This is a genomic window from Pseudomonas sp. NBRC 111127 (genome assembly GCF_001320345.1).
Classification (GTDB): Bacteria; Pseudomonadota; Gammaproteobacteria; order Pseudomonadales; family Pseudomonadaceae; genus Aquipseudomonas; species Aquipseudomonas juntendi.
On the sequence record NZ_BCBD01000066.1, the window covers coordinates 15,730 to 28,834 of the forward strand.

General features: G+C 64.0%; 11 protein-coding genes. 2 read left to right on the plus strand and 9 right to left on the minus strand.

The window, feature by feature from the left end; genetic code table 11:
* The first annotated feature begins 5 nt into the window (after positions 1 to 5).
* On the plus strand, positions 6 to 3,062 hold the full coding sequence (locus APH30_RS14025) for an efflux RND transporter permease subunit (RefSeq protein WP_054912879.1): 3,057 nt from the start codon (positions 6 to 8) through the stop codon (positions 3,060 to 3,062).
* Positions 3,063 to 3,119: 57 nt separating this feature from the next.
* Here the strand turns inward: APH30_RS14025 and APH30_RS14030 are convergent, their stop codons facing one another.
* The 5 genes from APH30_RS14030 to plsB all read right to left on the minus strand — a co-directional run bounded on the left by APH30_RS14030 (position 3,120) and on the right by plsB (position 7,768).
* Positions 3,120 to 3,521 carry a hypothetical protein gene (locus tag APH30_RS14030; RefSeq protein WP_054912880.1) on the minus strand — a complete coding sequence of 134 codons (402 nt, stop codon included), beginning with the start codon at positions 3,519 to 3,521 and terminating at the stop codon, positions 3,120 to 3,122.
* A 143-nt stretch (positions 3,522 to 3,664) separates the two neighbouring features.
* Positions 3,665 to 4,351, minus strand: a complete 687-nt coding sequence (locus tag APH30_RS14035; protein WP_029885090.1) for a DUF4197 domain-containing protein — start codon at positions 4,349 to 4,351, stop codon at positions 3,665 to 3,667.
* A 33-nt stretch (positions 4,352 to 4,384) separates the two neighbouring features.
* Entirely contained in the window at positions 4,385 to 4,783 is a 399-nt protein-coding gene (locus APH30_RS14040; protein WP_054890080.1) for a YbaY family lipoprotein, read from the minus strand.
* A gap of 66 nt (positions 4,784 to 4,849) precedes the next feature.
* Positions 4,850 to 5,209, minus strand: a complete 360-nt coding sequence (locus APH30_RS14045) for a YbaY family lipoprotein (protein WP_054912881.1) — start codon at positions 5,207 to 5,209, stop codon at positions 4,850 to 4,852.
* A gap of 72 nt (positions 5,210 to 5,281) precedes the next feature.
* Complete coding sequence (gene plsB / locus APH30_RS14050; protein WP_054912882.1) at positions 5,282 to 7,768, minus strand: glycerol-3-phosphate 1-O-acyltransferase PlsB; 2,487 nt, start codon at positions 7,766 to 7,768, stop codon at positions 5,282 to 5,284.
* 233 nt (positions 7,769 to 8,001) lie between these two features.
* On the opposite strand from plsB, the gene APH30_RS14055 reads away from it, so the two are divergent.
* Complete coding sequence (locus APH30_RS14055) at positions 8,002 to 8,211, plus strand: cold-shock protein (protein WP_003252255.1); 210 nt, start codon at positions 8,002 to 8,004, stop codon at positions 8,209 to 8,211.
* Positions 8,212 to 8,301: 90 nt separating this feature from the next.
* Here the strand turns inward: APH30_RS14055 and APH30_RS14060 are convergent, their stop codons facing one another.
* The 4 genes from APH30_RS14060 to APH30_RS14075 form a co-directional block, all read right to left on the minus strand.
* Positions 8,302 to 8,679 carry a hypothetical protein gene (locus APH30_RS14060; protein ID WP_054912883.1) on the minus strand — a complete coding sequence of 126 codons (378 nt, stop codon included), beginning with the start codon at positions 8,677 to 8,679 and terminating at the stop codon, positions 8,302 to 8,304.
* Between the two features lie 17 nt (positions 8,680 to 8,696).
* Positions 8,697 to 9,509: a putative RNA methyltransferase gene (locus tag APH30_RS14065; protein ID WP_047150000.1), complete on the minus strand. Its 813-nt coding sequence runs from the start codon at positions 9,507 to 9,509 to the stop codon at positions 8,697 to 8,699.
* The gene (dapE, locus tag APH30_RS14070) at positions 9,509 to 10,660 is read right to left on the minus strand and encodes a succinyl-diaminopimelate desuccinylase (protein ID WP_054912884.1); all 1,152 of its coding nucleotides are present in this window, start codon (positions 10,658 to 10,660) and stop codon (positions 9,509 to 9,511) included. Before dapE ends, APH30_RS14065 begins: the two co-directional genes overlap by 1 nt.
* Before the next feature lie 94 nt (positions 10,661 to 10,754).
* The coding region (locus APH30_RS14075; RefSeq protein WP_054912886.1) for a glycosyltransferase at positions 10,755 to 13,105 on the minus strand (2,351 nt) is incomplete at its 5' end.

The following is a 13,105-nucleotide window of genomic DNA, read 5'->3' on the forward strand; positions in this document are numbered from 1 at the left end:
TCCCGATGGGTTTCAACCTTTCTGCCTGGGCGCTGCGCAACCGCCAGATCGTCCTGTTCCTGATGATCCTGCTGGCGGCCATTGGCGCCATGTCCTACACCAAGCTGGGCCAGAGCGAAGACCCGCCGTTCACCTTCAAGGCTATGGTCATTCGTACCCTGTGGCCCGGTGCCACGGCCGAGGAAGTGTCGCGGCAGGTGACCGAGCGCATCGAGAAAAAGCTGATGGAAACCGGTGAGTACGAGCGGATTGTCTCGTTTTCCCGGCCTGGCGAATCGCAGGTCACGTTCATGGCCCGCGACTCGCTGCACTCCAAGGACATTCCCGAGCTGTGGTATCAGATCCGCAAGAAGGTCGCGGACATTCGCCATACCTTGCCGCCAGAAATCCAGGGCCCCTTCTTCAACGACGAATTCGGCACTACCTTCGGCAATATCTATGCGCTGACCGGCAAGGGCTTCGACTACGCCGTGCTCAAGGACTATGCCGACCGGATCCAGATCCAGCTGCAGCGGGTCAAGGACGTGGGCAAGGTCGAGCTGATCGGCTTGCAGGACGAGAAAGTCTGGATCGAACTGTCCAACCTCAAGCTGGCCACCCTGGGGGTGCCGCTGCAAGCGGTGCAGAATGCCCTGCGCGAACAGAATGCAGTCAGCACCGCCGGCTTCTTCGAAACCCCCAGCGAGCGCCTGCAACTGCGGGTAAGCGGTCGCTTCGACAGCGTCGAGCAGATTCGCCAGTTCCCGATTCGGGTGGGCGACCGCACCTTCCGCATTGGCGATGTCGCCGAAGTGTACCGTGGCTTCAATGACCCACCCGCACCGCGCATGCGCTTCATGGGCGAAGAGGCCATTGGCCTGGCGGTGTCGATGAAGGATGGCGGCGACATCCTGGTGCTGGGCAAGGCGCTGGAAAGCGAGTTCGAACGCCTGGCGCACAACCTGCCGGCCGGCATGGAGTTGCGCAAGGTCTCGGACCAGCCCGCGGCGGTCAAGGCCGGTGTGGGCGAGTTCGTGCAGGTGCTGGCCGAGGCGCTGGTCATCGTGCTGCTGGTCAGCTTCTTCTCCCTGGGCCTGCGGACCGGCCTGGTGGTGGCGCTGGCCATCCCCCTGGTGCTGGCCATGACCTTCGCGGCCATGCATTACTTTGGCATCGGCCTGCACAAGATTTCGCTGGGGGCGCTGGTACTGGCCCTGGGCTTGCTGGTAGACGATGCGATCATTGCCGTGGAAATGATGGCGATCAAGATGGAGCAGGGCTACGACCGCCTCAAGGCGGCCAGTTACGCCTGGAGCAGCACGGCCTTCCCGATGCTTACCGGCACCCTGATCACCGCAGCGGGCTTCTTGCCCATCGCTACGGCGGCCTCCAGCACCGGCGAATACACCCGCTCGATCTTCCAGGTGGTGACCATTGCCTTGCTGGCATCGTGGCTGGTCGCCGTGGTGTTCGTGCCTTACCTGGGCGAGCGCCTGTTGCCCGACCTGGCCCGGCTGCACGCCGCCCGTCATGGCCAGGCGCCAGACCCTTATGCCACGCCGTTCTACCAGCGTGTGCGGCGGGTTGTGGCGTGGTGTGTACGGCGCCGCAAGACGGTGATCCTGCTGACCATCGCGGCCTTCATCGGCAGCCTCCTGCTGTTCCGCTTCGTGCCCCAGCAGTTCTTCCCGGCGTCTGGGCGCCCGGAACTGATGGTCGACCTGAAGCTGGCCGAAGGTGCATCGCTGGCCAATACCGCCGAGCGCGTCAAGCAATTGGAGGCGCTGCTCGCGCAGCAGGATGGCATCGACAACTATGTGGCCTACGTGGGCACCGGTTCGCCGCGCTTCTACTTGCCACTGGACCAGCAGCTGCCGGCCGCCAGCTTCGCCCAGTTCGTGGTGCTGGCCAAGTCGATGCACGACCGCGAGCGCCTGCGCAGCTGGCTGATTGCCACGGTGGACCAGCAGTTCCCCGAGTTGCGCGCCCGGGTCACCCGCCTGGAAAACGGCCCGCCCGTGGGTTACCCGGTGCAGTTCCGGGTCACGGGCGAGCATATCGAGAAGGCGCGGGCACTGGCCCGTGAAGTGGCCGCCAAGGTGCGCGAGAACCCACATGTGGTGAATGTGCACCTGGACTGGGAGGAACCGAGCAAGGCGGTGTTTCTGAGCATCGACCAGGACCGTGCCCGTGCGCTGGGCGTGAGCACCGCGCACCTGGCGAGTTTCCTGCAAAGTTCGCTGACCGGCACCACCGCCAGCCAGTACCGCGAAGACAACGAGCTGATCGAGATACTGCTGCGCGGTACGCTGCAGGAGCGCAGCGAGCTGGGCAACCTGGGCAGCCTGGCGTTGCCGACCGACAACGGCCAGAGCGTGGCGCTGTCGCAGGTCGCGACCCTGGAGTATGGCTTTGAGGAGGGCATCATCTGGCACCGTAACCGCTTACCGACGGTGACTGTGCGGGCAGACATCTACGACAAGGCGCAACCTGCGACACTGGTGAAGCAGATTCTGCCTTCTTTGCAGGGCATCCGCGCCAAGCTGCCCGACGGTTACCTGTTGGAAGTGGGCGGCACGGTGGAAGATGCCGAGCGCGGGCAGAAATCGGTGAACGCTGGCATGCCGCTGTTCATCGTGGTGGTGTTGAGCTTGCTGATGATCCAGCTGCGCAGCTTCTCGCGCACGCTGATGGTGTTCCTGACCGCGCCACTGGGGTTGATCGGCGTGACCCTGTTCCTGCTGGTGTTCCGCCAGCCGTTCGGCTTTGTCGCCATGCTCGGCACCATTGCCCTGGCGGGGATGATCATGCGCAATTCGGTGATTCTGGTTGACCAGATCGAGCAGGACATTGCGGCAGGGATGGACCGCTGGCAAGCGATCATCGAGGCCACGGTGCGGCGCTTCCGGCCTATCGTGCTGACCGCGCTGGCCGCGGTGCTGGCCATGATCCCGCTGTCGCGTAGCGTGTTCTACGGGCCGATGGCGGTCGCGATCATGGGTGGCCTGATCGTGGCCACGGTGCTGACGTTGTTGTTCCTGCCGGCGTTGTACGCGGCCTGGTTCAGGGTAAAGCAGCGTTGAAGACCCAGGCGCGAGCGTGCAGGCAGCTTGCGCCCTGGGTGTTGAAGGCGCCGGCCCTTACCAGCTCAGGCAGCTGTTGGTGCGGCCTTTGCACGGGCCATGGCCGCTGACGGCGGCGGGTGCAATGCGGGCCTGGTCCTGAGCGACGAAAGTCTCTTTCCAGGCCAGGCGCTTGCCGTGCGGGTTACCGTTGGTGGCCTGGTAGCGCAGGCTCACCTGGTAAGCATGGCCTTCCTTGAGCGTTGCCCCATCGATCATGAAACTGAAGGTCTGGGGCAGCGCCAATTCGCCTTGCTGCTCGATGGTCAGCACGGGCTGCAGGACGGAACTGCCTTTGGCAGCGCCGAAGCCCTCCAGCTTTTCACTCAGGACCAATACGTAACCCGCCGAAGCGTCCGGTGTTATCCGGTCTTGGCTTTCGCAGTCGATGAATATCTGGAAATGTGGGGTGGAGGGCATAGCGGAAACTCCTCGTCGAAAAGAGCCGCCATCCTGCACCCTGCTGTTGGCCGAGGGAGCGGGGAAAGGCGGTACAGGCAAAACGACGCAGAGGCAGCGGCCGCGCGGGTTCACGCAGACCGCTGCTGTGGCACCACGCGTTATCAGAGCGTGCCGAAGACCTTCTTGGCCAGGCTGGTAGCTGCGGCGGCCGGGTTCTGGCGAATGTTCTGCTCTTGCTTGCCGATCATCTCGAACAGGCCGTCCAGCGCCTTCTCGGTCACGTAGTTCTCGATGTTGGCGTCATCCTTGACCAGCCCCAGGCCTTTGGCCTGCGCGGCGAAGGCGTTGTACTGCTGAGCCACGCCAACCTGGTCGGTGGCCTGCTTGACGACCGGCAGGAACTTGGCCCGAATCTGCTCGCGGCTGCTCTTGTTCAGGTACTGGGTGGCGGAGTCGTCACCGCCGCTGAGAATGCCCTTGGCGTCGGTCACGCTCATGTTCTTCACGGCGTCTACCAGAATCGCCTGAGCCTGCGGCACGGCCTTTTCGGCGGCCTTGTTCATGCTGGCTTCCAGGGCTTCGACCTGTTCGCCCTTGCCGAACATCTTCATCGCTTTGGCGGCCTTGCCCAGGTTGCCCGGCAGTTCGATACGCACGTCCGGGTTGTTGCTGAAGCCGCCTGGGGTGCTGAGCTGCTTGACCGCCAGTTGCGCGCCTTGAGTGAGGGCATCTTTCAGGCCGCCGGTGGCGTCCTTCTGGCTCAGGTCGCCCAGCGACAGGGCCAGCGCGCTGGCCGACAGCAGCAGGCCGGCACACAGGGTGGTGAAGCGCAGGGAAGTGCGGATCATGAAGCGTTCCTTGTAAACAGATGAATACGGGTATCAGCGAACCTGGTCGAGCTTGACGCGCACGGGTTGCGGGTCGGAGCCGTCGAGCAGCACGCCATGGTGTTCGGTATTGATGAACAGCAGTTTGCCGCCCAGCTCGATGCGCGCGCTCAGCGCATAGCGGTGGCCGGGTTTGACCTGGCGCGGATCGTAGGTGAGGTGGAACGGCAGCGGCACGTTGCCTTTGACCGGGCCGGCCTGGCGGGCCAGGGTCACGGCCGGGGCGTCCATCAACGACACGTCCTGCAGTTCGACGCTCAGCGTGGCGGCCGGGGGCAGGGCAATGCGCTGCAGGTAGAAGACTTCGCCATCCAGGCTGGCCTGGGCGGGCGGGGTTTGGCTGGAGCAGGCTGCGAGCAGGGATGCGCAACACAGCATAAAGAGCTTTTTCATGGAATCTCCGTTGTCCTTGGAGCCGGCTTGTGGCCAACCCCAGGGACTTTAGCGGATTTTCCCTAATCAATCATGGAGCACGACCGGGGGCGTCGCCACGTTATCGACTACCACGCGTTCGGTGCCAGACAAGGTGTGAGGGTTTACGGCGTGATGGGTGGTGTTGATGAACTGCAGTAGCCCGTTCTGCTCGATGCGCACGGCCAGCACGTAGCTGCCGCGCGGGTCGAGCTGGCTGAGGTCGCAGGCCAGTTGCAGCTTGATCGGCAGTACACCGGCGCACTGAAGGCGCAGCTCGGCCTGGCTGACGGCCGGCGCGTCGGCACGGGACACGTCGAGCAGGCTCAGTAGCACCTGGGCGGAGGCTGGCAGGTAGTTGTCGCTGGAAGAAACGATTTCGACGTCGATCGATTTGATCTGGTTCATGGTGATGCTCCTTGAGAGGGGGAAAGCACGGCGATGCTGTCCCCTCTCAAGGCCTGGCGGCAGACAGAAAAGCTACCCTTGCACCACGTCTGAAGGCTCGTCGCGATGCAGCGCCACCTGGCGGATGGACAGGCGCAGCTCGGCCGACAGCACGCGCTTGGCCACGCCCTCGGCCAGTTCGCCGAGCTTGTCGTGGTAACCCAGCTTGCCTTGGGCATCGGCATGCAGCACGCCTTGCTGGAGCAAGGTCTGGATGAAGTGGCGGAACAGCGTCTTGTCGAAGAACTCCGGGGCGTTCAGGCCATGCAGGATCGACAGGCGCTGGGCCATCATCACGCACAGGTCTTCCAGCGCTTCGGCGCTGAGGCTGTTCTGCCCGCTGTTGAGCAGCAGGGACGTGGCCATGTAGAAACGCTGCAGCGTCTGGGTGATGGTGCGGGCCAGCAGGGTCAGCAGCACGAACTGCCGCGAGCTCGGCGGCGGGCGCACATAGATGTCGTTGTCCTGGCGCAGCAGGCCTTGCTCGACCAGCGCCGCCAGCCACTGGTCGATGACGTCGTCCAATTGCTGCGGCGCCCAGCGCAGGAACAGTTCGGCCTGCAAATACGGGTACAGCGCGTGCACATACTGCCCCAACAGTTCGCGGCTCATGCGCGAGCTGCTGAGGAAGAAGCTGGCCAGCAGCGCCGGCAGGGCGAAGATGTGCAGCACGTTGTTGCGGTAGTAGGTCATCAGCACCGCATTGCCTTCGTCCAGGTACAGGATGCGGCCCAGGGCGTCCTTCTGCTCGGCGACCAGGTTCATGCTGCGCACGTGTTCGATCAAGGCCTGGCCGTCACCCTCGGGCAGGGTGATGTGCGGCGAGTAGGGCACCTGGCGCAGCAGGGCCAGGTACAGGTCGAGCACGCGGACCAGGGCGCGTTCATCCAGGGCCAGGCGGCTGGTGGACAGCAATGCCATGGCCACCAGGTTGACCGGGTTGATGGCCGCCGCCTCGTTGAGGTGGCGGGCCACGGTCTCACCCAGGCGATGGGTAGTGGCGTTAAGCCAATCCGGGCGGTATTGCGGGCCATGCTCCTGCTCACGCCAGCCGGGTTGTTGCTGGTCGAGGAAGCCGGCCAGGCGGATCGGCTCGCCAAAGTTGACCGACACCTGGCCAAAGCGCTGCCTCAGCGCGCCGAACACCTTGAAGATATCGAATACCGACTCTTTCTTCTTGCTGGCACCGCGCAGCTCGCCCAGGTAGGTGCGGCCTTCGAGCACGCGCTCATAGCCGATGTAGACCGGCACGAACACGATAGGCGTGCGCGACGAACGCAGGAAGCTGCGCAGGGTAATGGCCAGCATCCCGGTGCGCGGTTGCAGCATGCGCCCGGTACGGGAACGGCCGCCTTCGACGAAGTACTCCACCGGGAACCCCTTGGTGAACAGGGTGTGCAGGTATTCGTTGAACACCGCGGTATAGAGTGGGTTGCCTTTGAAGGTGCGGCGCATGAAGAACGCCCCGCCACGGCGCAGCAGGTTGCCGACCACCGGCATGTTGAGGTTGATGCCCGCGGCCACGTGCGGTGGCGTGAGGCCGTTGCGGAACAGCAGGTACGACAGCAGCAGGTAGTCGATATGGCTGCGGTGGCAGGGCACGTAGATCACTTCGTGGCCGGGCGCGATGCCCTGCACCTGCTCGATGTGGTTGACCTTGATGCCGTCGTAGATCTTGTTCCAGAACCAGCTGAGCACCACCTCCAGGAAGCGGATGGCAGTGTAGGTGTAGTCAGAGGCAATCTCGTTGCCGTAGCGCAAAGCCTGGGCTTCGGCCTTGGCCAGCGGCAGGTTTTCGCGCTGCGCCTCCTCGGCGATGGCCTGGCGCACCAGCGGTGCATGAACCAACCCCTTGACCAGGTTGCGCCGGTGCGAAAGGTCGGGGCCGATGACCGCGGTCTTGAGGTTGCGAAAATGCACGCGCATCAGGCGCTGGGCCATGCGCACGGTGCGTTCGTGGCCTTTGTTGTGCTGCACCAGTTCACGCAGGTGGATGGGGGCAGAGAACTGCACGCGGGTCTTGCGCCCGAGTATCAGTACGGTCAGCAGCCGCCGCAAACGCCCGGTCACTGCCCAACTGTCGGCAAACAGCAGTTTCCACGGGCTGGACTCGCTGGCCGGGGTCTGGCCCCAGAACACGCTGACCGGAATGATCTGCGCATCTTCCTCGGCATGCTGGGTAACGGCAGCTACCAGGCGCTCGAGGGTGGGCGGGGCGCCACGCTTGTCCTGGCGGCCCAGCCAGTCGGGGTCGGGGGTCAGGTAGAAGAACGCGGCGGGTTCCTGCAGCGGACCGACCGTTACCGGCAGCACCGGGCGCGGCAGCCCTGCCTTGGTGCACTCGTGGTCGAGTACGACCAGGTCGGTGAGCGCCGGGGTAGGCAAGGCGTAGATCACTGGCCGGCTGCGGTCCAGGTTCAACGACATGGCCGACTGGTTGATGGTTTCGGAGCGCACCCACAGGTACAACAGGCGACGCAGGGCGCCGAAAATCAGGCGGCGCAGGGGGGAACGGGTCATGGGGTGTGTGCCCTGGGTGTGATGTTCAGGTGAGTATCCAGTTAATTAGTCTGCCGTATGTGCGTAAGTTCAGCAAAAATCGGCCAACAGCGGGACCGTCATCAATTTTTTTTGTGCTGTGGCATATACTCGGCCTGCCACTTGCAGGTTATTTCGGCAAGCGGCGTTGGCACGGGGCAGGTAAGCCCATGCCTGCACGGCGATCTTCACAATAAAAAACCGGAGTAGTTCAGATGTCGTCTCGTGAGACTGGGAATGTAAAGTGGTTCAACGATGCCAAGGGTTATGGCTTCATTCAGCGCGAAGGTGGTGCGGATGTATTCGTCCACTATCGGGCAATTCGCGGTGAGGGGCATCGTACCCTGGTCGAAGGGCAGCGGGTTGAATACGCTTGCGTGCAGGGCCAGAAAGGCCTGCAAGCCGAAGACGTGGTAGGCCTCTGAGCCTTAAGCTATAAGCTTCAAGCTGCAAGTGACCGTGTACTTGCAGCCTGATGCGAGCCTTCTTGAAACTTGCAGCTTGAAGCTTCAAGCTCAAGACGTACGCCAGGTGATTTCCTCTTCACCGTCGGCGCTGATGCGGACCCAGCGGTCGGCATCTTCCTCGCCGTCTTCCTCGACCCAGCCACCCGGCGCGCAGCGTACTTCCACCCCCAGTGCGGCGAATGCAGCGCGGGCGCAGGCAATATCGTCGGCCCAGGGGGTCTGGTCGCTTTCCAGGTACAGGCTGTTCCATTTCCCTACAGCCTTCGGTAACCAAGTGACCGGAATGTTACCGGCATGGCATTTGAAGGTCTGGCCTTTCTGCTTCCATTCGCTGCACGGGCCGATCGCCTGGGCAAGCCACCCGGCAATCTGTTTGTGGTCGACGTCGGCGTCCTTCAGGTAGATCTCGATATCAGGTTGGCGCATAAGGGCTCCGGGTGTGCTCAGTCTTGGCGCACAAAATAGTCATAACGCATGGAAACCGTTACCTCGAACGGCTCGGGCTGGTCGATTACCCGTGCACGTTTTTCGGCGCTGGCGCGCCAGCCGTGTGGGGTCATGGCCAGCAGGTCGGCGCGGGCCTTGGGGGCTGCCAGGCTCAGGCGCAACGCCAGGGTTTCGCTGTGGGCATGGACCATGCCCTCGGGGACCAGGGCCAGGTGCTTGTCGTCGGCGTAAGGGCGTACTTCATCGTAGAGCACTTCGCGCAGTTCCATCAGGTGGCCGCTGGTCGGGCCTACCCGCATCAGGCCACCGCCGGGGCTGAGCAGGCGTTTGGCTTCGGCCCAGTCCAGCGGGCTGAATACGCTGGCGATGAACTGGCAGCTGGCATCGGCCAGCGGCACGCGGGCCATGCTGGCGACCATCCAGGTGACAGCCGGTGCGCGGCGGCAGGCACGCTTGACCGCCTCGCGGGAGATATCCAGGGCGTAACCGTCGGCCGCGGGCAGGGCCTGGGCCAACTGCGCGGTGTAGTAGCCCTCGCCGCAGCCAATGTCCAGCCACGCACCGGGCTGGCGCTCGGCGGCCAGTTCGGCCAGGCGCTGGGCCACCGGCGCGTAGTGGCCGCCGTCGAGAAAGTCGCGACGCGCCTCGACCATGGCCTGGTTGTCACCCGGGTCACGGCTGTTCTTGTGCTGCACCGGCAGCAGGTTCAGGTAGCCCTGGCGGGCCCGGTCGAAGCGGTGGCCTGCCGGGCAGGCCACGCCGTTGTCGACTTGCGCCAGCGGCGCCTGGCAAAGGGGGCAGGCAAGCATCAGGCGAGCAACCGGACCAGGGTCTGGTAGTAGATTTCGGTCAGCAGGTCGAGGTCGCTGGCCAGAATCCGCTCGTCCACCTGGTGGATGGTGGCGTTGACCGGGCCCAGCTCGACCACCTGGGTGCCCAGGGTGGCGATGAAGCGGCCATCGGACGTGCCGCCGCTGGTCGACGGTTGGGTGTCGCGGCCGGTGACACTTTTGATGCTGGCCGAAACGGCACCCAGCAGCTCGCCCGGCTCGGTGAGGAACGGCAGGCCTGACAGCGCCCAGTCGATCGACCAGTCCAGTTCGTGCTTGTCGAGGATCGCCGACACCCGCGCCTGCAGGCCTTCGACGGTGGACTCGGTGGAGAACCGGAAATTGAACAGCGCAGTCAGCTCGCCCGGAACCACGTTGGTGGCACCGGTGCCGGCGTTGAGGTTGGAGATCTGGAAGCTGGTCGGCGGGAAGAATGCATTGCCTTCGTCCCAGTGCTCGGCTGCCAGCTCCGCCAGGGCCGGTGCGGCCAGGTGAATGGGGTTGCGCGCCAGGTGCGGGTAGGCCACATGGCCCTGTTTGCCGCGCACGGTCAGCTTGGCGCCCAGCGAGCCACGGCGGCCGTTCTTGACCACGTCACCCAGCAGGGTGGTGCTGGACGGTTCGCCGACGATGCACCAGTCCAGGCGCTGGTTACGTGCTTTGAGGCGTTCGACCACAGCCTTGGTGCCGTGGTGGGCCGGGCCTTCCTCGTCGCTGGTGATCAGGAACGCGACCTTGCCGCGGTGGTCGGGGTAATCCTGCACGAAGCGTTCGCTGGCAACCACCATGCAGGCCAGGCTGCCTTTCATGTCGGCTGCGCCGCGGCCGCAGAGCATGCCGTCGGCGTCGATCAGCGCATCGAACGGTTCATGTTGCCATTGCTGCACCGGGCCGGTGGGCACCACGTCGGTGTGGCCGGCGAAGCACAGTACCGGGCCTTCCTGCTGGCCATGGGTCGCCCAGAAATTGTCGACGTCTTCGATGCGCATCGGCTCGAGCTGGAAGCCCACGGCGCCGAGGCGGTTCATCATTTGCGCCTGGCAATCGGCGTCGACGGGGGTGACGGAGGGGCGACGGATCAGGTCGCAGGCCAGTTGAAGGGTAGGCGAGAGCTCGGCAGGGGCCGTCATGGGGAACTCCGGGGCAAGGCAAGGCGGGGAAATCTGAGGGGCGTTATCTTATAGCAAACCAGTCGCGAAAGGGGCGCCAAGCGCCCCCAACATCTCAAGCCTGCTGCGCCTCGGCAGCCTTGTGCGCAGGCTTGGGCAGCGACGACAGCAGCGCCATCACCAGTGCCGCCACGTACGGCAACGACTGCACCAGCAGCATGGCCATCCAGAAGCGCATGTCCGAACTCGGCAGCCCCTGCACCAGGTAGATACCCAGCGCTGCGCCCCACAACAGCAGCATGATGAACAGTTCCTCGCGCGCCTCGGCAATCGCCACCAGCAAGCCATGGCTGTCGGCATGCTTTGGCGTGCGGATGAACGGCATGCTGCTGGTGAAGAACCCGTACAGCACCGCTTTGGCGATGGTATGCGACAGCGCCAGCCCTGCCAGCGCCGCCGCGAAGGCATCCTTCATGTTCACCCCCACCGCACGCCGGTAGAGGAAGAGGATCTTGCCGACCTTGAAGAAGAACAGCGCCAGCGGCGGGATAGCGAAAATCATCAGTGGCGGGTCGACCCGGTGCGGCACGATGATCATCGCGGCCGACCACAGCAGCGCGCCGATGGTGAAGAAAATGTTCATGCCATCGGCGATCCAGGGCAGCCAGCCGGCCAGGAAGTGGTAGCGCTGGCCGCGCGTCAGCTGGCTACCCGTGCCGCGCAGCAGGGCGCCGGCGTGGTGCTTGATGATCTGGATGGCACCGTATGCCCAGCGGAAGCGCTGTTTCTTGAAATCGATGAACGTGTCGGGCATCAAGCCCTGGCCATAACTGTTGTGGGCATAAGCGGCCGACAGGCCCTTTTCGAACACACGCAGGCCCAGTTCGGCGTCCTCGCAGATACACCACTCGGCCCAGCCCAGTTCTTGCAGCACGCTGCGCCGGGTCATGGTCATGGTGCCATGCTGAATGATCGCGTCACGGTCGTTGCGGGTGACCATGCCGATGTGGAAGAAGCCCTTGTATTCGCTGTAGCACAGCTTCTTGAATGCACTTTCGTGTTGGTCGCGGTAGTCCTGCGGCGACTGCACCACGGCAATTTTCGGGTCGGCGAAGTGCGGCACCATGTGCTTGAGCCAGTTGCGGTCGACGCAGTAGTCCGAGTCGATCACCGCGATCACTTCGGCGTCTGGCGCGGTGTGCGGGATCAGGTAGTTCAGCGCGCCGCCCTTGAAGCCAGCCAAGGGTGCGACGTGGAAGAACTTGAACCGTTCGCCCAGTTTCTCGCAATGGGCCTTGAGCGGTTCCCACACGGCCGGGTCCTTGGTGTTGTTGTCGATCACCAGCACTTCATAATCGGGGTAGTCCAGCGCGGCCAGGGCGTCGAGGGTCTGCTTGACCATTTCTGGCGGCTCGTTGTAGCACGGTACATGCACCGACACCTTGGGCCGGTAGGCGCTGTCGGCCTGTACCGGCAGAAACTCGCGGCGGCGCTTGTGGATCCACACCGCCTCGGCCAGTTCATGCGCTTCGGTGAGCAGCACGATGAACACCCCCAATGCGCCGAGCGCCAGCAACACGCCGACGGTCAGGCTGAACCAGGTGCTGTATTGCTGGCTGTAGTCGTAGGCGATCCACACCAGCACCGACCCGCACAGGAAGGTGATGAACGTCAGGAAGGTCCGGCCGCGTTGGCGCAAGGCCGAGCCGTCGATGAACAGCACCATCAGCGCGATCATGGCCAGCACCACCGACGCGACCGCCAGGGCGCGCCACTGCGGAATCGCCACCACGGGCCCCTCGAAGTTGAACTTCTGCTGGCGCTCGGCGTTGTAGACGCCCCAGTAAGCGCCTACCGAGCCTTCGTCACTGGCCTTCCAGGGCTGGTCATAGGCTTCGATGACAAAGTAGTTGTAGCCACGGCGGTTGAGCGTGTTGACCAAGGTGCGCAGGTAGATGGCCTGATCGGCCTGGGTGGCATCGGCCCCCCCGCGCATGCGGCCATTGCTCGGCCAGCCGACCTCCGACAGCAACAGCGGCTTGCGCGGGAACTGCTGCTTCAGCTCGCGGGCACGGTCGAGCACGAACTCCACCGAGTCTTTCATCGGCACGAATTCCCAGTAAGGCAGGATGTGCGCGGCAATCAGGTCGACGTGCCTGGCCAGCTCCGGGTGTTCCTTCCAGATATGCCATTGCTCACTGGTGGTTACCGGGACCTTGACCGCGGCACGCACCCTGTCCAAGTACTTGATGAGGTTTTCCGGTGTCACTTCTTCGCGGAACAGCGCCTCGTTACCCACCACTACGCGCACCACGCTGCGCGAGGTATTGGCCAACTCGATGGCGGTGGCAATTTCCCGCTCGTTGCGTTCGAGGTCGGGGCTGATCCAGATGCCCAGTGTCACGCGCAGGCCGAACTCCTCGGCCAGCCGTGGGATGTCCGCCTGGGTGCCTTCCACGGTGTAGA

Excerpts from the sequence above, each read along its gene's own strand:
- APH30_RS14040 (WP_054890080.1), bottom strand. The coding sequence starts at position 4,783 with ATGAAAAAGCTCTTTATGCTGTGTTGCGCATCCCTGCTCGCAGCCTGC.
- dapE (WP_054912884.1), bottom strand. The coding sequence starts at position 10,660 with ATGACGGCCCCTGCCGAGCTCTCGCCTACCCTTCAACTGGCCTGCGAC.
- APH30_RS14060 (WP_054912883.1), bottom strand. The coding sequence starts at position 8,679 with ATGCGCCAACCTGATATCGAGATCTACCTGAAGGACGCCGACGTCGAC.
- APH30_RS14065 (WP_047150000.1), bottom strand. The coding sequence starts at position 9,509 with ATGCTTGCCTGCCCCCTTTGCCAGGCGCCGCTGGCGCAAGTCGACAAC.
- APH30_RS14035 (WP_029885090.1), bottom strand. The coding sequence starts at position 4,351 with ATGATCCGCACTTCCCTGCGCTTCACCACCCTGTGTGCCGGCCTGCTG.
- APH30_RS14055 (WP_003252255.1), top strand. The coding sequence starts at position 8,002 with ATGTCGTCTCGTGAGACTGGGAATGTAAAGTGGTTCAACGATGCCAAG.
- APH30_RS14025 (WP_054912879.1), top strand. The coding sequence starts at position 6 with ATGGGTTTCAACCTTTCTGCCTGGGCGCTGCGCAACCGCCAGATCGTC.
- plsB (WP_054912882.1), bottom strand. The coding sequence starts at position 7,768 with ATGACCCGTTCCCCCCTGCGCCGCCTGATTTTCGGCGCCCTGCGTCGC.
- APH30_RS14030 (WP_054912880.1), bottom strand. The coding sequence starts at position 3,521 with ATGCCCTCCACCCCACATTTCCAGATATTCATCGACTGCGAAAGCCAA.
- APH30_RS14045 (WP_054912881.1), bottom strand. The coding sequence starts at position 5,209 with ATGAACCAGATCAAATCGATCGACGTCGAAATCGTTTCTTCCAGCGAC.